This is a genomic window from Amycolatopsis sp. 3B14 (genome assembly GCF_050958625.1).
Classification (GTDB): Bacteria; Actinomycetota; Actinomycetes; order Mycobacteriales; family Pseudonocardiaceae; genus Amycolatopsis_E; species Amycolatopsis_E thermoflava.
Genome location: NZ_JBHZEN010000044.1, coordinates 1 through 17,278 on the forward strand (window position 1 = coordinate 1; position 17,278 = coordinate 17,278).

Below are 17,278 nucleotides of genomic sequence, written 5' to 3' on the forward strand. Positions count from 1 at the left end.
ATCCACAGCCGATCTTTAGTCGCCGACCAGGCGTGTCAAGGTACTCTTTCCCGCCTTGACACGGCTGCTCGGCGACTGAAACACAATCAGGCATCGGGGGCGGGGGTGGTCGCAAAGGTGACCTTCCGAGCGCCGTGAGGCGCTTCCCGCCCGTGAGGCGCACCGCCCGCAGGGCGGGCTCTTCGCCGCGCGACGGCGCGGCTCTAAAGCCGGACGGGCAGGCGAAGGGAGGACCACCCAGCTCAGGCTCCCTGCAAAAAAGAAGCGCCGACGCGCAAAAACGCGTCGGCGCCTCCTCAAAAACCCCGTCAGGCGACCGGCGTCCGGTCGCCCGCGGGAACGAGGGTTTCCAGCGCTTCCTGCAGGGCCGAGTGGGTGGCCGTGAGGCGCTCGGTGACCTCGCGGCGGAACTCGAACGCCTCGGTGCGCGCGTGCTGCGCCTCGGACAGCTGGCGCTCCGCGTCGGCGACCAGGGTGCTCGCCCGGGTCTCCGCCTCGGAGGTCTGCTTCGCCAGGCGCGACTCCGTCTCGGCGGTGATCTTCGCCAGCCGGGTCTCGGTCTCCTCGGTGTCCTTGGCGATCTTCGCCTCGGTGTCGGCCACCAGCTTGGCCAGGCGCTCCTCGGTCTCCCGGGTGTCCTTCGCCAGGCGCTCCTCGACCTCCTGGGTCTTCCGGGCCAGCGCCGTCTCGACCTCTTCGGTCTTGCGGGCCAGCGCGGTCTCGACCTCCTCGGTCTTGCGGGCCAGCGCCTCGCCGGTCTCCTGCTCGGCCTTGGCACGCGCTTCGGCGGCTTCGGCGTCCAGGCGGGCGCGCTCCTCGGCGGCCTCCTCGTTCAGGCGCGCGATCTCGGCGCGGGCCTGCTCCATGAGGTTCTCGTGCTCGGTGGTGAGCGCGGTGTGCCGCTCCTGGAACTCCAGCTCGAGGTCGTCGCGCCGCTTGGCGAGCTCGGCCTCGCGCTCGGCGACCATCTTGTCGGCGGCCTTGCGGGTGTCCAGGTCGTACTTTTCGGCCGCGGCGCGGATGTCGTCGGCCTGCGCTTCGGCGCGGTTCTTGAGCTCGGCGATCTCCTCTTCGGCGAGCGTCATCATCGTGCGGACGCGCTCGGTCATCGTCGCGGCGCTCGACGGGTCGCTCGCCATCCGCGACAGCGCCTGCTTGGCCTCGCTCAGCTCCTGCTGGGCGTAGGACAGGGCACGGGTCAGCTCGGCGACCGACGAGAGGGCCTCGTCGCGGGAGACGGCCGTCTCCTTGAGCTCGGCGTTCAGCTGGGCGAACTTCTCGTCCACCGGCGGCCGGTCGTAGCCGCGGAACACGAGCGGGAACAGGGGATTACCAGCGATGGGATCTTGGGACTCGGCAGGAGGCATGCGGGCACCTTAGTGCTATTGGACCTGGGTTTCCATACTTTCGGGTGACACATTATCGAAGATCAACTGAATCCGGTCCGCGCCTCCCTCCAAACGGCTGGGATACGGTTCGGCGGAACTCGCGAGGAGGGGCCGGTGCAACTGCAGGAGATCGTGGCCGACCTGGCCGAACACTGGCCGCTCTACGTCTCGATGCCGTTCATCGCCGCGCTCATCGGCTACGTGACCAAGCGCGTGGCCATCGAGATGATGTTCCGGCCGATCGAGTTCGTCGGGATCCGGCCGTTCCTCGGCTGGCAGGGCGTGCTGCCCGCCAACGCCGAGCGCATGGCGGCCACCGCCACCGACATGCTCACGAACAACCTGGTCGACCCGAAGGAGATCTTCGCCAGGCTCGACCCGGACCAGCTCGCCAAGGAGATCGAGCAACCGCTCCTGCAGGTGGTCGAAGAGATCACCGAGGAGGTCATGGAGCAGTACCAGCCGCGCCTGTGGGAGGCCCTGCCCAGCGGCGCGAAGGAACTGCTGCTGCGCCGCGTCCAGGCCGAAGCGCCCAAGGTGATCGCGAAGATCATGCGGGAGCTGTCGGACAACATCGAGGACGTCCTCGACCTCAAGAACATGGTCATCACCAACCTGGTCCGCGACAAGAGCCTCCTCAACCGGCTCATCCGGGACATCTCACGACCTGAGATGCGGTTCATCGCGAATTCCGGGCTGGTGTTCGGCTTCGCCCTCGGATGTGTCCAGCTGCTCGTGTGGGCGCTGACCAAGTCGCCGATCGTGATGCCGCTGTTCGGCCTCGGCATCGGCTGGTTCACCGACTGGCTCGCCCTGAAGATGATCTTCCTGCCGCGTGAGCCGCGCGAGTTCTTCGGCCTCTACACCTGGCAGGGCGTGTTCCAGAAGCGCCGCGACCAGGTGGCCGCCGACTACGGCGACATGATCGCCCGCGAGATCATCACCATCCCGAACCTGCTGGAGGCCATCCTCAAGGGCCCGAAGGCCGACCGGCTGTTCCACCTGATCGGCCGCGAGGTGCAGCGGACCATCGACGCGCAGGCCGGCGTCGTGAAGCCGCTCGTGGCGGCCGCGGTGGGCACGCGCAAGTGGCAGGAGATGAAGCAGGCCGCGGCGCTCAAGGCGGCGGAGCGGGTGCCGGACACCATCCGGTACGCCGAGGAGTACGCGGTCAACGCCCTGGACGTGCGGAACACGATCGTCGACCGGATGCGGCAGCTGTCCCCGATGGAGTTCGAGGAGCTGCTGCGGCCCGCGTTCCGGCAGGACGAGTGGAAGTTGATCGCCGTCGGTGCGATCATCGGCGGGCTCGTGGGTGAGCTCCAGGCGATCCTGCTCCTCCACTAATCTCGCGGCCAGGATGTACGAGGGGGTGGCCGGATGGACGGGGTGCTGGCCGACTTCGCGCAGCACTGGCCGCTCTACACCGCGATCCCGTTCATCGCCGCGCTCATCGGTTACGTCACCAAGCGCGTCGCCATCGAAATGATGTTCCGCCCGCTGGAGTTCGTCGGCATCCGCCCGATCTTCGGCTGGCAGGGCGTGGTGCCCAAGCACGGCGGCCGGATGGCGGCCATCGCCACCGACCTGCTCACCAAGAACCTGATCGACCTCGGCGAGGTCATCGGCCGCATCCAGCCCGACCGGCTGGTGCGGGAGATCGAGCAGCCGCTGCTGCGGGCGATCGACGACCTGGCCCGCGACGTGATGGCCAAGCACCACCCGCGGCTGTGGGAGTCGCTGCCGCCGATGGCGCAGGACCTGATCGTCAAACAGCTGCAGGCCGGTTCGCCGAAGCTGGTTCGCGAGCTGCTGGACGAGGTCCGCGCCAACCTCGACGGCGTGCTCGACGTCAAGCACATGACCGTCGAGCGGCTCACCCGCGACCGCGCCCTGCTGGTGCGACTGATCCGCGAGACGTCCCGGCCGGAGATGGCGTTCATCGCCCGCTGCGGGATCTACTTCGGATTCGTCCTCGGCATCGTGCAGGCGGTGGTGTGGGCGCTGACGAAGAACCCGTGGGTGCTGCCGGTGTTCGGCGGCGCCATCGGCCTGTTCACCGACTGGCTGGCGATCAAGATGATCTTCCTGCCGCGCCGCCCGGTGAAGATCGGGCCGATCACGCTGCAGGGCAAGTTCCAGCGCCGCAAGGCCGAGGTGGCCCGCCAGTACGGCGAAATCATCGCCCGCGAGGTGCTGACCGTCCCCAACCTCCTCGACGAGCTGCTGACCGGCCCGCGCGCCGACCGGCTCGCCGCGCTCGTGCGGCGCGTGGTGGCCAGGGCCGTCGACGAGCAGGTCGGCCTGATCCGGCCGCTGGTGTCCGCGACGGTCGGCGGCGAGCGGCTGCGTGAGATGACCGCTACCGCGGCGGCCGGGTCGCTCGCGCAGATGCCGTACCTGCTCCGGCACGCCGAGCCGTACCTGGTCGAGGCGATGGACCTGGCGAACATGGTCGAGCGGCGGATGATCGCGCTGACGCCCGAGGAGTACGAGAACCTGCTGCGCCCGGCGTTCCGCCAGGAGGAGTGGAAGCTGATCGCGGTGGGCGGTGTGATCGGGTTCGTCGTCGGTGAGTTGCAGGTTTTGCTGATGCTTCACTAGGTGAACGGTTAACGTGTGCGCGTGGCGCACGAACCGCAGCAGCTCCCCGCGGTGCACGAGGCGTGGCTTCCCCGCGAGCACTCCCTGCACCGGCCCCGGCACGGCGGCCGTCAGCTCACCGCGTTGATCAGCGCGATCGTGTTCTTCACGACCCCGGCGCTGCTGTGGGTGTTCGGCGCGCGCCCCGCCGAGATCGAGAACCGGCACCTGGCGAGCTTCCCCAGCCTCGGCGACGGCTGGGCGTTCTTCACCAGCCTGCCCGGCTGGGCCACCGACCAGCTCACCTTCCGCAGCGCCGCGATCGACGCCGCGGACTGGATCAGCCGCACGTTCTTCGGCGAGACCCCGCCGCGGGACCAGGCAGGCACCACCGAGACCGGTCCCCTGCCCGGCAGCCCGCCGCCGACCCAGACGCAGGGCACGGACGACCAGCCCACCACCTCCGGCCCGCTCGACCAGGCCGGCTACCGGCAGGTCATCGAGGGCCGCGACGGCTGGCTGTACTTCGGCTACGACGCCGAGGCCAAGTGCTCCCCGGTCCGGATGCTGTCCGACACGCTGGAGCGGATGAACCGGCTGCGCACGATCATCGAGGCGTCCGGGCGCAAGTTCGTCTGGGTGGTGGCGCCGGACAAGTCCACGATGGTCCCGGAGAACCTGCCGTCCAGCTACCCGGGCCGGGAGTGCCACCGGGCCGCGGAGGCGCCCACCTGGCAGCAGATCGACGCCGCGGGGGCGGTGGACCTGCGGCCCGCCCTGACCCAGGAGGCGCGGCGCGTCAACCGCCCCGTCTACCCGTCCAACGACACGCACTGGACCGACGAGGGCTCACTCGTGATGACCCGCGCGGTCGCCGAGGCCGTGCAGCCCGGCATCACCGCGACCTGGCAGAGCAAGCAGGTCGGCACCTACACCGTCGCCGCCGACCTGCCGCCGCTGCTCGGCAAGAAGGCCGACAAGACGAACGTGCTCTACGACCTGCGCCCGGACGGCATCGTCGACCGGGCCGGGCAGACCATAGCCGACATCGAAACCCCGTCGTACCGGTTCGCCTCGCCGATGTCCTCGACAGTGAACGAGAAGACCCTGTTCTACGGCGACTCGTTCACCAAGGCGTCCTCGCGCTACCTGGCGGCCGGGTTCGCGAACCTCACGATGCTCGCCTATTTCACCCCGAAGACGAGCCGGGACCAGGCGATCGGGATGTTCGCCAACTCGGACGTGATCGTGCTGGAGACCGTGGAGCGCAGCGTCTCCAGCGGTCAGCTGCCGTTCCTGACCGACGAGTTCCTCACGGCGCTGCAGGCGCAACTGCAGGCGAGTCCTCGGTGACGCGGGCCGCCCGGTCGCGCAGGTAGGCGACCAGGCGGCAGACCAGGTAGATCGTGAACGCGATCGCGGTGACGAACGCGCTCACCGGTGCGCCCGGCGCGAGCGACAGGACGATCCCGCCCAGCGCGGCCGTCTCGGCGAACACGACGGCCAGCACGGTGGCCTTCCACGGGCTCGCGGTCAGCCGGGCGGCCGCGGCCGCCGGCGTCACCATCATCGCCACCACCAGCAGCGCCCCCACGATCTGCACACCGAGCGCCGTCGCGACGCCGACCAGCACCGCGAACACGACGGACAGCGTGCGCGCCGGGACCCCGCGCGCCGCCGCGACGTGCGGGTCGACGCTGGCGAACAACAGCGGCCGGTAGATGGCCGCGAGGATTAGCAGCACCACGACTGCAGCGATGACCAGCACGATGAGGTTGGTCGTCTCGATCGACACGATCTGGCCGACCAGGATGCCGAACTTGTTGGCCGCACGGCCCGGGTAGAACCACAGGAACAGCACGCCGAGGCCCAGGCCGAAGGACAGGATCGCGCCGATCACCGAGTCGCGATCGGACTCCCGCCCGCCGAGCAGGCCGAGCAGCAACGCGGCGATCACCGCGCCGGCCAGCGCCCCGAACTCGACGCCGACGCCGAGCAGCAGCGCGCCTGCCGCGCCGGTGAAGGCCAGTTCGGCGGTGCCGTGCACGGCGAACGACATTCGGCGGGTCACGATCAGCGGTCCGAGCACACCGGCGACCAGCCCGAGCACGGCCGCGGCGAGGAGGGCGGTCTGCACGAACGGCAGCCCGAGCAGCTGCGCCGTCAGACCGAAGTCGAAGAACTTGTCCATGTTCAGCGGGAACCTTCGGTGCTCACGAAACGCGCTCGTCCAGGTGGTGGGGTTCGTCCTCGCAGACCGCGCTGCGCGCGCCGGCCACGTGGATCTGGCCGCCGACGCGGACCACCTCCACGCGGGCGCGGTACAACTCGGACAGCGTCTCGGAGGTCATCACGACCTCCGGCGGGCCGATCCGGAACCGGCCGTCGACCAGGTACAGCACCCGGTCCACATAGGGCAGGATCGGGTTGATCTCGTGGGTCACGAACAGCACCGCGGTGCCGGCTTCGCGGCGGCGGGCGTCGATCAGCTCGCTCACCGCGCGCTGGTGCGCGAGGTCCAGCGACAGCAGCGGCTCGTCGCACAGCAGCACGTCCGGCTCGCCGACCAGCGCCTGCGCGACCCGCAGCCGCTGCTGCTCACCGCCGGAGAGCTTGCCGACCGGCTGCCTCGCGTAGGACTGGGCGCCGACCGCGGCGACGGCGGCGGACACCCGCCGCCGCCGCTCGGCGAGACCACGCAGCCCGGTGCCCCACCGGTGGCCGTCGAGGCCCAGCCCGACCAGGTCGACCCCGCGCAGCGTGAGCGCTTCGGACATCGCCCGCTGCTGCGGGACGTACCCGACCGGGTGATCGCTGTTGATGCGCACGCTGCCACGCGAGAGGTGCTGCAGACCGAGCAGCACCTTCAGCAGGCTGGTCTTGCCCGATCCGTTCGGGCCGAGCACGGCGACGAACTCGCCGGGCTCGACCGAGAGGTCCAGGCCGGACCACAACGTGCGCTGACCGAACGCGAGGGTCGCGCCGGAGATCTCAACCGCAGGGCTCAAGAGTTCAGGGCCTTCGCCAGGTCGTCGACTTCGCTGGTCATCCAGGCAATGTAGTCCGTCGTCCCGGCGGGCAGCGTCTCGGTCACGCCCACCACGGGGATGCCGGCGCGGTTCGCCTCGCCGACGACCTGCTCGGTGACCGGGGTGCTGGTCTGCTCGTTGTTGATCAGGGCCTTGACCTGCTTGCCGGTGATGAGCGAGTTGAACTCGGCCAGCGCGGCAGGCGGGACGTCGGTCTCCTCCTCGACGGCCTCGGAGAACTCCGCCGGGGTGGCGTCGGTGACCCCGGCGGCCTGGATCAGGTAGTGCGCGACGGGCTCGGTGACCAGGACCTTGGTGTCCGGGTGGCCGGCGCCGATCTGCCCGGCCTTGCCGGTGAGCTGGTCCAGCTGGGCCTTGAAGTTGGTGGCATTGGTGGTGAAGGTCTGCGCCGCCTCCGGCTTGATCTGGCCGAGCTGCGCGGCCACCTGGTCGGCCACCTTGGCGACGGTGGCGAAGCTGTACCAGACGTGCTCGTTCTCGTCGCCGGTCGCGCCGATCTCGTACGCGTTGAGCTTGCGGGCGTTCGCCGCCTGGTCGGCGAGCTTGCCGAAGAAGTCGTCGTAGCCGCCGCCGTTGGCGAGGGTCAGCTGCGCGTTCTGCGCGGCGATGGCGTCCTCGGGGGTGGTCTCGTAGGAGTGCGGGTCGGCGCTCGGGTCGTCGATGATCGAGGTGACCGCCACCTGGTCGCCGCCGACCGCGGACAGCACGCTGCCCCAGACGTTGGTGGACGCGACGACGTTGATCTTGCCGCCAGTGTCGCTCGCGGTGTTAGTCCCACCACAGGCGGTGAGGCCGAGTACGAGGGCCGTCGCGGCGGACGCCAGACCGATCAGGCGGGGGAAACTCATCGCGAGCACTCCTGAAGTACGAGGTGGGACGCATGGTCGGAACTATTGGAAACGGTTTTCGAGTTCACCTTACCTGAACGGGTGACGATCTCACCGCCTCGGTTACCCCCGCCTGAACGTCACGTTGCGCAGTGGCGCACGCCGCACGGACGGCGTTCGACTTCACGACTCCGTTCTGAACCGTTACGGTTCCCCCATGGGGCGTCCTATGCGCATGAGGCGACAGGCGACGTTGGCGTCGCTCGCCGCGGAGCTCGGCGTGTCTCGGACCACCGTGTCCAACGCCTACAACCGCCCGGACCAGCTGTCGCCGGAACTGCGCAAGCGGGTGCTGGAGACCGCCCGGCGCCTCGGCTACCCCGGCCCCGACCCGGTGGCGCGGTCGCTGCGCACCCGCAAGGCGGGCGCGGTCGGCCTGCTGCTCACCGAGAACCTGTCCTACGCCTTCCGCGACCCCGCGGCGATCGGCGTGCTCGAAGGTCTCGCGTTGGCCTGCGAGGACGCCGGGGTCGGGCTGCACCTGGTGCCGGCCAGCCCCGGCCGGGACGACGTGGCCGCGGTGCACCGCGCCGGTGTCGACGGTTTCGTCGTCTACTCGGTGCCGGACGACGACCCGCACCTGGGCGCCGTGCTGGCCCGCCCGGTGCCGACGGTGATCATCGACCAGCCGCGCATCGAGGGCGTCGACCGGGTCGGACCGGACGACACCTCGGCGGTCACCGCGCTCGCCGAGCACATCATCCAGCTCGGCCACCGGCAGGTCGGCGTGCTGTGCATGCGGCTCGCGCGCGACCGCAACGACGGGTTCGCCTACCTGGACCGGCAGCAGAGCGCGCACTTCCACGTGCAGCGCGCCCGGCTGGAGGCCCTGGCGAAGGCGTTCGCGAAGGTCGGGGTCGACTGGTCGACGGTGCCGGTCGTGGAGCGCTTCGAGCACACCGTGGACGACGGCGCCGCCGCGGCCCGTCACCTGCTCGACGCGCACCCGCAGGTGACCGCCCTGATCTGCACGTCGGACATCCTCGCGCTCGGCGCGCTGGCGGAGGCGAACCGGCGCGGCCTGCGGGTGCCCGCGGACCTGACGGTGACCGGATTCGACGGCATCGCCGAGGCGGAGCGCGCCGGCCTGACCACGGTGCACCAGCCGGTGCTGGAGAAGGGCCGCGCGGCCGGCAAGCTGCTGCTGTCCTCCGGCGACCACGTCAAGCCGCGGATCATCACGCTCAACACGCAGCTGCGGATCGGCACGACGTCCGCGCCGCCGCGCACCATGGAGCAGCACTGGTTCGGGCCGTGATCTCTCTCATTGCGGGGGGTTGATGGGTCCGGTGGAATGAAATCCGGACACAACCCGGGAGGCATTCTTGACCGCGATCGACACCCTGCTGCAGCGCAACACGCAACTGACCGACCCCGTGCTCGGCGACCGTTCCACCGCCAGCCCGTCGATGAAGATCGCGATCCTGACCTGCATGGACGCGCGCATCCGCGTGTTCGAGATCTTCGGCCTGATCCAGGGCGAGGCGCACATCCTGCGCAACGCCGGCGGAGTGGTCACCGACGACGTGGTCCGGTCGCTGTCGCTGTCGCAGCGCAAGCTCGGCACCGAAGAGGTGCTGATCATGCAGCACACGGGCTGCGGCCTGGCGACCGTCACCGAGGACGGGTTCAAGGACGAGCTGGAAGAGGCGGGCGGGGTCCGTCCGACGTGGGCGGTCGAGGCGTTCCGGGACGTGGAGGACAGCGTGCGCCGGTCGATGCGGCGCGTGCGGACCAGCCGGTACCTGCCGCACACGGACAGGGTGCGCGGCTTCGTCTACGACGTGTTCACCGGCAAGGTCACCGAAATCCAGGACAACTAGTCTGGGCGCGTGCCCATCGACTCCGAACTGCTGATCGACTGGTTCGACTCGTGCGCCCGGGACCTGCCGTGGCGGCGTCCGGAGTGCACGGCGTGGGGTGTGCTGGTCAGCGAGATCATGCTGCAGCAGACGCCGGTCGCACGGGTCGAGCCGATCTGGCACGAGTGGCTGGCGCGCTGGCCGGTGCCGTCGGCGCTGGCCGCGGCGAGCCAGGGCGAGGTGCTGCGGGCGTGGGGCAAGCTCGGCTACCCGCGCCGGGCGCTGCGGCTGCACGCGGCGGCCACGGCCATCGCCACCGAGCACGGTGACGTTGTTCCGTCCGATGTGGACACCCTGTTGTCGTTGCCCGGCATCGGGGCGTACACGGCGCGGGCGGTGGCGGCGTTCGCGTACGGCAAGCGGGCGCCGGTGGTGGACACGAACGTGCGGCGCGTGGTGGCCAGGGCGGTCCACGGCGCGGGCGACGCGGGGCCGCCGTCGAACACGCGCGACATGGCCGACGTGTCGGCGATCCTGCCGCTGGACGAGGCACGGGCCGCGCGGTTCTCGGCGGCGTTGATGGAACTGGGCGCGGTGGTGTGCACGGCGCGTTCGCCGCGCTGCGCGGACTGCCCGGTGTACGCGGACTGCGCCTGGCAGAAGGCCGGCCGCCCGGCGTACAACGGCCCCGCGAAGGCGACGCAGAAGTACGCCGGCACCGACCGGCACGTGCGCGGCCTGCTGCTGGACGTCCTGCGGGGCACGCCCGAACCGGTGTGGAAGGCGAGCCTGGACGTCGTCTGGCCGGACACCGGCCAGCGGGACCGCTGCCTGGATTCGCTCTTGGTGGACGGTCTGGTGGAGCAGACCGCGGACGGCCGGTTCGCGCTGCCGGGCGAACACAAGTAGGTCAGCGGCGGCTGTCGATCTTCAGATCCCCCGTGGTGACCTTCCGGATGTGGTCACTGGCGAGCATGGCGTGCGGGTAGCCGGGGTCGATCGCGCTGACCTCGTCGAGCCGGACCAGCTGGGCTGGGGTGAAGGCGACCGCCAGTGCGCCGAGGTTGTCCTCCAGCTGGGCGGTGGTGCGAGCGCCGATGATCGGCGCCGTGACACCCGGGTTCCGCAGGGTCCAGGCGAGGGCGACCTGTGCGGGGGTGCACTCCAGCTCCGCGGCGACCTCCCGCACGACGTCGGCGATGGCGAGGTTGCGCTCGGTGATTAGGCCGAGATCGGCGTTGAAGCTCCTGCGGGTGCTCTCCGCGGGGCCGTCGTCGCGGCGGTACTTGCCGGTCAGCACCCCGCCCGCCAGCGGCGAGTACGGGACCACGGCCAGGCCCAGCTCGCGTGCCATCGGGATCAGGTCGCGTTCCCCGGTGCGCTCCGCCAGGCTGTACTCGATCTGCAGCGCGATGAGCGGCGACCAGCCACGCAGGTCGGCGATCGCCTGCATGCGGGACACCTGCCACGCCGGGACGTTGGAAATCGCCACGTGCAGGACCTTGCCCTGCCGGACCAGATCGTCCATGCCGCGCAGGATCTCCTCCACCGGCGTCGTGTCGTCCCACACGTGCAGGTAGAGCAGGTCGAGGTAGTCGGTGTTCAGCCGTCGCAGACTGGTCTCCACCGACGTGAACATGCTCTTGCGGTGCGGGCCGCCGGAGTTCGGGTCGCCGGGCCGGCTGAGCGTCGTGTACTTCGTCGCCAGCACCAGGCTTTCCCGGTTGCCCCGGGTGAATTCCCCCAGCAGGCGCTCGGAGCTGCCGTCGGTGTAGGTGGCTGCGGTGTCGATGAAGTTGCCACCGCGCTCGACGTAGGTGTCGAACAACTTGCGCGCGTCGTCCGGCTCCGCGCCCCAGCCCCACTCCGTGCCGAAGGTCGCCGTGCCCAGCGCCAGCGGCGAGACCCGCAGGCCGGAGCGGCCCAGCAGGCGGTAGGTGTCGAGGGTGAGCGGCATCGTGTCCTCCAGTGCTCGTGATCCGTTGCCGTGGACGAGTCTGTGGGCACGGCGAGCCGGGGGTAAGGGAACCGGTTTCCTGGGAACACCGGTCCCACCCTGGCTGTTGGACGCTCCGTGATCACTCGCGCCGTGGACCCCGCGCAGGAGCTGGCCACGTTCCTGCGCAGCCGCCGCGAGCGGCTGGAGCCACACGATGTCGGCCTGCCGTCGGGGCGGCGGGCCCGGCGGACCCCGGGCTTGCGCCGGGAAGAGGTCGCCGAGCTGGCGGGGATCAGCGTCGACTACGTCGTGCGGCTTGAGCAGGCCCGTGGGCTGCGACCATCGGCGGAGGTCGTGGACGCGCTGGCCCAGGCCCTGCGCCTGGCCCCCGACGAGCGCACCTACCTGTTCGACCTGACCCGGCAGCGCCCCCGCGACGCCGGCGAACCCGCCACCGCGGCCGCGCCGCAGCTGGCCCGGCTGGTCGAGGACCTCGCCCCGCTGCCCGCGATGCTGATGAACCACCGCTACGACATCCTCGCCTGGAACGGCGAGATGGCGAAGCTCCTCCTCGATTTCGACACCCTCCCGCCGTCTCAGCGCAACGCGATGTGGTTGTGCCTGCTGCACCCGAAGACGCGTGAGCTCTACGTCGACCGCGAACGCGTTGTGCGGGAAGGGATCGCCCACCTGCGCGCGGCCTGGGCGGCGCATCCGGACGACCAGGCGCTGACGGACCTGATCACCGAATGCGCCAGGCGGGACGCGGACTTCGCGCGGTGGTGGGCGGAACGGGACGTCAAGGTCGACGGCCGCGGCCACAAGGTGGTGCGGCATCCCGAAGCCGGGAACATCGCCCTGCAGTTCGAAACGCTCACGCCACTTCGCGACGCGGAACAACTGCTGGTGATCTACCGTCCCGCGGACGACGAGAGCCGGTCGGCGCTGGAGCGCTTGAGCCGCTTGTGACGCGCGCCTACCGCCCCAGCACGGCCGACAGGAACGCCTCCACCGCGCCGCGGTAGATGTCGGGTTGCGAGTCGTGCACGACGTGACCCGCGCCGGGGACCACCAGGTGCCGCCCGGATTGCGCACGGCGCGCCATTTCCGCCTGCTGGCCGGGCGGCATGAGGGTGTGCTCGGCCTCCACGACGAGCATCGGGCACTGCACGGCCTCCACCGAGGACCAGTACTCGCGCCTGCCCCACTCGGCGGCGATCTCGTACAGGTCGTCGAGCGAGGCGATCAGGTGGTAGCCGTCCGCGCGCTCCTCCACGCATTCGGTGAAGTAGTCGCCCGTCTCGCCGAAGAACTTGCGCACGTGCGCGAGCGACTGGAACGGCACCGGCCACGACTCGAAGTACCCGCGCCACGTCTCCACCGTCTTGCCGCGCTGGTCCGGCGCCATGTCCTCGACCACGACGGCGTGCACGAGCTCCGGCTCGGCGGCCGCGAGCGACCACGCGTGCAGGCCGCCCATCGAATGCCCGATCACCACGGCCGGTTCGCCCAGCGACCGCACCACTTCGGCGGCGTCGGCGACGAACTGTTCCGTCGTCCACGGCCCGCCCCGCGGCCCGCGCCCGTGCCCGCGGGCGTCGAGGCCGACGACGTGCCCGTACCGGCGCAGCCACTGGGCCACCCGCCACCACGTGCGCGCCCGGCCCATCAGCCCGTGCAGCAACACGATCGGACGGCCGTCGCCGCCGAAGTCCACGACGCTCACGGCGCCCATTGAATCAGCTGCCCAGCAGCGACCGGGTGAGCGAGTTCCGCGATTCCTGCATGTCCCGCAGCGCGGTCGTGAGCGCCTTGTCGCCGACCCGGATCCGCTCGCCGTCCGCGCCGTCGCGCATCTCGTGCAGCACCGCCCGGCGCAGCAGCTCCTTGACGTAGGACGCGGTGACGCCCTCGGTCTCGGCGATCACCGGCTCGAGGTCCGCCGCCAGTTCCACCTCGCGCGCGTACAGCTCGAACAGCTTGCGCCGCCCCTCGGCGTCCGGCCGTGGGATCTCCACGGCGAGGTCGACCCGGCCCGGCCGGTCGCGCAGCGCGGCCTCCAGCGCCTCCGGCCGGTTGGTGGTCAGCACGAACGTGACGTCCGCGTCCGCGCCGATCCCGTCCATGGCGTCGAGCAGGGTGAACAGCAACGAGCCGCCCGCGCCGGGCATGGTGCGGTCCTCGGCGACCAGGTCGACGTCCTCGACCACCAGGATCGACGGCTGCAACCGCCGGGCCAGCTCGGCGGCTTTGCTGATGAACCGCATCGCCGCGCCGGTCAGGATGATCACCGTGCTGCCGGACAGGCGGCTCAGCAGGTACCGCACGGTGTGGGTCTTGCCGGTGCCGGGCGGACCGTGCAGCAGCAGCCCCCGCTTGAGGTGCTGGCCCGCGGCGCGCAGCCGGTCGGCGTGCTCGGCGATGCCGACGATGTGGTCCTCGATCGCGGGCAGCACCCCTTCGGGCAGCACGACCTGCTCGGGGGTCAGTGCCGGCCGCGGCAGGAACGTCAGCAGCTCGTTGCCCCGGTACTCGCTGCTGCCGAAGGCGAGCACCTGGCCGCGCAGCACGTCGCGCTCGCGGGCGAGCTGCTCGATGCGGTCGCGTGCCGCGCCTGCCGCCGCGCGGTCGCCTGCCAGCACCTCGACCTTGGACAGCGCGGACGGCCCGTGCTGCGGGTTCGGCCCGCGCAGCGCGACCACCACCGGCTCGCCGTCCGGCGCCGTCGTCAGTACCAGCCCGAACTGCACGACCTCCTCGGTCGCCTCCGGTCCGATCGCGACGGTCGCCATGTCGACCGCGCCCAGTTCGAAGGCGCCGTGCCGCCGCGCGGACGACAGCATTCCGGTCAGTTCCTCGTGCCCCCGGTTCGCGCCGGTGACACCGAACCACTCCGGCGCGCCGCCGCGTTCGGCGAGGTAGGCCTCGACGCCCCGGTGCACGTTGGCGTGCTCCCACGGCGGGAAGTCCTGGCCCACCAGCACGATCTGCCGGAACCCGACGCCGAGGTGCCCGGTGATCCGGCCGATGAGCTCCTCGGCCGGGTTGTCCTCGTCGACCACCAGCGCGGCCGTCTGGACGAGTTTCCGCAGGTCCCCGGCGAGCCCCCGGGCCAGCTTGCGATCTTCACCTGTGATCCCCATTACGTCCCAGCATAGCGATGCGGGCTGGGTAGGCTGAGGTCATGGCAGTCGTGAAGATCAATGCGATCGAGGTTCCCGAGGGCGCGGGCCCCGAATTGGAGAAGCGGTTCGCGAACCGGGCCCACTCGGTGGACGGGCAGCCCGGCTTCCTCGGCTTCGAGCTGCTGCGCCCGGTCGCCGGCGACAACCGCTACTTCGTCTACACGAAGTGGGAGTCCGAGGAGGCGTACCAGGCGTGGGCGAGCGGCCCGGCCAAGGAGGCGCACGCGGGCCAGAGCTCGCGGCCGGTGGCCAGCGGGGCGAACCTGCTGGAGTTCGAGGTCGTTCCGCTCGACTGATGACCGACGACGGCCTGTCCGAGGCCGCCGAGATGCTCGCCGGCGCCTCCGCGCTCCTCGTGTGCGCGGGCGCCGGCATGGGCGTCGACTCCGGGCTGCCCGACTTCCGCGGGAACGAGGGGTTCTGGCGGGCCTATCCGCCGTACGCGCGGCTCGGGCTGAGCTTCGCCGAGATCGCCGGCCCCCGCCACTTCGCCGAGGATCCCGAGCTGGCGTGGGGTTTCTACGGCCACCGGCTGGAGATGTACCGGCGCACCGAGCCGCACGCCGGGTTCGGTCTGCTGCTGCGGCACGGCCGCAGCCTGCCCGGCGGCGTCGCCGTGTTCACGTCCAATGTGGACGGCCAGTTCCAGCGCGCCGGGTTCGAGCTGGTCGCCGAGGCGCACGGGTCGATCCACCACCTGCAGTGCGCGGTGCCGTGCGGCCCGGACATCTGGCCCGCGGACTTCTCCCTCGACATCGACGAATCGACGATGCGCGCCCGCCCGCCGCTGCCGTCCTGCCCGAACTGCGGCGGCCTGGCCAGGCCGAACATCATGATGTTCGGCGACTTCGACTGGCTGCCGTCCCGCACCGACGCCCAGACGCGCGCGCTCGGTGAGTGGCGGCGCGCGAACCGGAACGCCGTCGTGGTCGAGATCGGCGCCGGACGCGCGGTGCCGACCGTGCGCCGGTACGCCGAGCTGGCCTCCGCCGCGACCGGTGCGCTGATCCGTATCAACCCGCGGGAGCCGGAGGTCCGGCACGGCCGCGGCGTCTCCATCCCCCGTGCCGCGCTGCCTGCGCTGACCACGTTGCTCGGCAGCTGACAGCTTCCGGTCAGCGACCGGTAAGCGGCGCCCGGCAGCGTGGCGGCATGAACAACACCAAGGTCCTCATCTCCGGCGCCGGCATCGCCGGCCCCGCTCTCGCCCACTGGCTCACCCGCTACGGCTTCAGCGTCACCGTGGTGGAGCGGGCGCCCAGCCCACGACCCGGCGGGCAGGCGGTCGACGTCCGCGGCCCGGCGCTGGACGTCGCCGAGCGCATGGGCATCCTCGACCAGCTGCGCGCGCACAGCACCGGCATGCGTGGGATGTCGGTCGTGGACACCACCGGCGCCGAGGTCTACCGCACCACCGACCGCACGGTCAGCGGCGGCGAGCTGGACAACCCGGACGTCGAGATCTTGCGGGACGACCTCGCCCGGATCATCACCGAATCCGTCGGCGGCGACGTCGAGTACCTGTTCGGCGACTCGATCGCGAAGCTGGACCAGGACGACGACGAGGTCCGCGTCGTGTTCGAGTCCGGGCGGGCACGCACCTTCGACCTGGTGGTCGGCGCGGACGGGCTGCACTCGAACACCCGCCGCCTGGTCTTCGGCCCCACCGAGCGGTTCATCCGGCACCTCGGCGTGCACATGGCCGTGTGCACGGTCCCGAACTTCCTGGGACTGGACAACTGGCAGGTCATGCACCAGATGCCGGACGGCGACATGCGCGGCGCGATGGTGATGAGCGCGCGGGACAACACCGAAGCTCGCGCCTACCTGATGTTCGGCTCGGCGGAGCCGGTGGACTACGACCACCGCGACGTCGAGGGCCAGAAGGAGATCGTGGCCCGCGCGCTGGCCGGTGACAGCTGGGAGATGCCGCGGCTGCTGGAGCACGCCCGAGCGGCCGCGGACTTCCACTTCGACTCCGCGGCCCAGATCCTCCTGGACTCGTGGTCGCGGGGCCGGGTCGTGCTGCTCGGCGACGCCGGGTGCTGCGGCTCGCCGATGTCCGGGCAGGGCACGAGCCTGGCGATGATCGGCGCGTACGTGCTGGCCGGCGAACTGGCCGCGGCCGCCGGCGACCACCGGGCGGCGTTCGCGGCGTACGAGAAGGAACTGCGGGACTACGCCCGCGCGAACCAGGAGATGGCGGTCGCGAACCTGCGCGAACGCCGGGCCCAGGCCGGTCAGGCGGCGGACGCGAGCGCAGCGGCCGAGGTCCTGGTCGAAACGGGTGTGGCGGACTTCGCGCAGGTCGTGGCTTCCTATCCGGTCAAGGACTACTGACCAGCGCCACTCGATCCGGTGAACACGAGGGTTCCACGCGTCCCGTCGGAGCCGTCTTTCCCTCTAACCAGACGGCTGCGGATGCACGGGCGCCACCGTGCTCC

The 17,278-nt window shown here is 70.9% G+C and carries 16 protein-coding genes and 1 pseudogene; 10 read left to right on the plus strand and 7 right to left on the minus strand.

Features of this window, described 5'->3' with window-relative positions:
- Positions 1–308: 308 nt before the first annotated feature.
- Positions 309–1,367, minus strand: a complete 1,059-nt coding sequence (locus ACCP09_RS24370; protein WP_433750512.1) for a hypothetical protein — start codon at positions 1,365–1,367, stop codon at positions 309–311.
- A 135-nt stretch (positions 1,368–1,502) separates the two neighbouring features.
- On the opposite strand from ACCP09_RS24370, the gene ACCP09_RS24375 reads away from it, so the two are divergent.
- Genes ACCP09_RS24375 through ACCP09_RS24385 form a run of 3 tightly spaced genes read left to right on the plus strand, consistent with a single transcriptional unit; the run spans position 1,503 to position 5,324 of the window.
- The gene (locus tag ACCP09_RS24375; RefSeq protein WP_027933654.1) at positions 1,503–2,735 is read left to right on the plus strand and encodes a DUF445 domain-containing protein; all 1,233 of its coding nucleotides are present in this window, start codon (positions 1,503–1,505) and stop codon (positions 2,733–2,735) included.
- Positions 2,736–2,768: 33 nt separating this feature from the next.
- A complete protein-coding gene (locus tag ACCP09_RS24380) occupies positions 2,769–3,992 on the plus strand; it encodes a DUF445 family protein (RefSeq protein WP_123684654.1) in 1,224 nt (407 codons plus the stop codon).
- A 21-nt stretch (positions 3,993–4,013) separates the two neighbouring features.
- Positions 4,014–5,324, plus strand: coding sequence for an alginate O-acetyltransferase AlgX-related protein (locus ACCP09_RS24385; protein ID WP_431905339.1), 1,311 nt, complete (start codon positions 4,014–4,016; stop codon positions 5,322–5,324).
- Here ACCP09_RS24385 and ACCP09_RS24390 read toward each other — a convergent pair.
- From ACCP09_RS24390 to ACCP09_RS24400, 3 genes are read right to left on the minus strand one after another with little or no spacing between them, the layout of a single operon-like run.
- Positions 5,284–6,162: a metal ABC transporter permease gene (locus ACCP09_RS24390; protein WP_027933651.1), complete on the minus strand. Its 879-nt coding sequence runs from the start codon at positions 6,160–6,162 to the stop codon at positions 5,284–5,286. The genes ACCP09_RS24385 and ACCP09_RS24390 overlap by 41 nt on opposite strands.
- Positions 6,163–6,184: 22 nt before the next feature.
- The gene (locus tag ACCP09_RS24395; protein WP_123684651.1) at positions 6,185–6,979 is read right to left on the minus strand and encodes a metal ABC transporter ATP-binding protein; all 795 of its coding nucleotides are present in this window, start codon (positions 6,977–6,979) and stop codon (positions 6,185–6,187) included.
- Positions 6,976–7,869 (minus strand): metal ABC transporter solute-binding protein, Zn/Mn family, encoded by an 894-nt coding sequence (locus ACCP09_RS24400; protein ID WP_027933649.1) that lies wholly within the window; start codon positions 7,867–7,869, stop codon positions 6,976–6,978. The genes ACCP09_RS24395 and ACCP09_RS24400 overlap by 4 nt, the downstream gene beginning before the upstream one ends.
- Positions 7,870–8,065: 196 nt before the next feature.
- On the opposite strand from ACCP09_RS24400, the gene ACCP09_RS24405 reads away from it, so the two are divergent.
- The 3 genes from ACCP09_RS24405 to ACCP09_RS24415 all read left to right on the plus strand — a co-directional run bounded on the left by ACCP09_RS24405 (position 8,066) and on the right by ACCP09_RS24415 (position 10,619).
- On the plus strand, positions 8,066–9,166 hold the full coding sequence (locus tag ACCP09_RS24405) for a LacI family DNA-binding transcriptional regulator (RefSeq protein WP_027933648.1): 1,101 nt from the start codon (positions 8,066–8,068) through the stop codon (positions 9,164–9,166).
- Between the two features lie 67 nt (positions 9,167–9,233).
- Positions 9,234–9,731, plus strand: a complete 498-nt coding sequence (locus ACCP09_RS24410) for a beta-class carbonic anhydrase (RefSeq protein ID WP_027933647.1) — start codon at positions 9,234–9,236, stop codon at positions 9,729–9,731.
- Positions 9,732–9,740: 9 nt separating this feature from the next.
- Positions 9,741–10,619, plus strand: a complete 879-nt coding sequence (locus ACCP09_RS24415; protein WP_378333471.1) for an A/G-specific adenine glycosylase — start codon at positions 9,741–9,743, stop codon at positions 10,617–10,619.
- 1 nt (position 10,620) lies between these two features.
- Here ACCP09_RS24415 and ACCP09_RS24420 read toward each other — a convergent pair whose 3' ends face one another.
- Positions 10,621–11,667 carry an aldo/keto reductase gene (locus ACCP09_RS24420; protein ID WP_433750521.1) on the minus strand — a complete coding sequence of 349 codons (1,047 nt, stop codon included), beginning with the start codon at positions 11,665–11,667 and terminating at the stop codon, positions 10,621–10,623.
- A 117-nt stretch (positions 11,668–11,784) separates the two neighbouring features.
- On the opposite strand from ACCP09_RS24420, the gene ACCP09_RS24425 reads away from it, so the two are divergent.
- Entirely contained in the window at positions 11,785–12,618 is an 834-nt protein-coding gene (locus ACCP09_RS24425; protein ID WP_027933644.1) for a helix-turn-helix transcriptional regulator, read from the plus strand.
- A gap of 7 nt (positions 12,619–12,625) precedes the next feature.
- On the opposite strand, the gene ACCP09_RS24430 is transcribed toward ACCP09_RS24425, so the two are convergent.
- Both ACCP09_RS24430 and ACCP09_RS24435 read right to left on the minus strand, forming a co-directional pair.
- On the minus strand, positions 12,626–13,384 hold the full coding sequence (locus ACCP09_RS24430) for an alpha/beta fold hydrolase (RefSeq protein WP_433750525.1): 759 nt from the start codon (positions 13,382–13,384) through the stop codon (positions 12,626–12,628).
- A 4-nt stretch (positions 13,385–13,388) separates the two neighbouring features.
- Positions 13,389–14,792 (minus strand): AAA family ATPase, encoded by a 1,404-nt coding sequence (locus ACCP09_RS24435; RefSeq protein ID WP_433750528.1) that lies wholly within the window; start codon positions 14,790–14,792, stop codon positions 13,389–13,391.
- 41 nt (positions 14,793–14,833) lie between these two features.
- Here ACCP09_RS24435 and ACCP09_RS24440 point away from each other — a divergent pair, with 41 nt between their 5' ends.
- The 3 genes and pseudogenes from ACCP09_RS24440 to ACCP09_RS24450 form a co-directional block, all read left to right on the plus strand.
- A complete protein-coding gene (locus tag ACCP09_RS24440; protein WP_017985407.1) occupies positions 14,834–15,130 on the plus strand; it encodes an antibiotic biosynthesis monooxygenase family protein in 297 nt (98 codons plus the stop codon).
- Positions 15,130–15,939: an SIR2 family NAD-dependent protein deacylase gene (locus ACCP09_RS24445; protein WP_433750532.1), complete on the plus strand. Its 810-nt coding sequence runs from the start codon at positions 15,130–15,132 to the stop codon at positions 15,937–15,939. The genes ACCP09_RS24440 and ACCP09_RS24445 overlap by 1 nt, the downstream gene beginning before the upstream one ends.
- A gap of 47 nt (positions 15,940–15,986) precedes the next feature.
- Positions 15,987–17,129 (plus strand): annotated as a pseudogene (locus tag ACCP09_RS24450) (FAD-dependent monooxygenase); the annotation flags it as partial.
- Between the last annotated feature and the right edge of the window lie 149 nt (positions 17,130–17,278).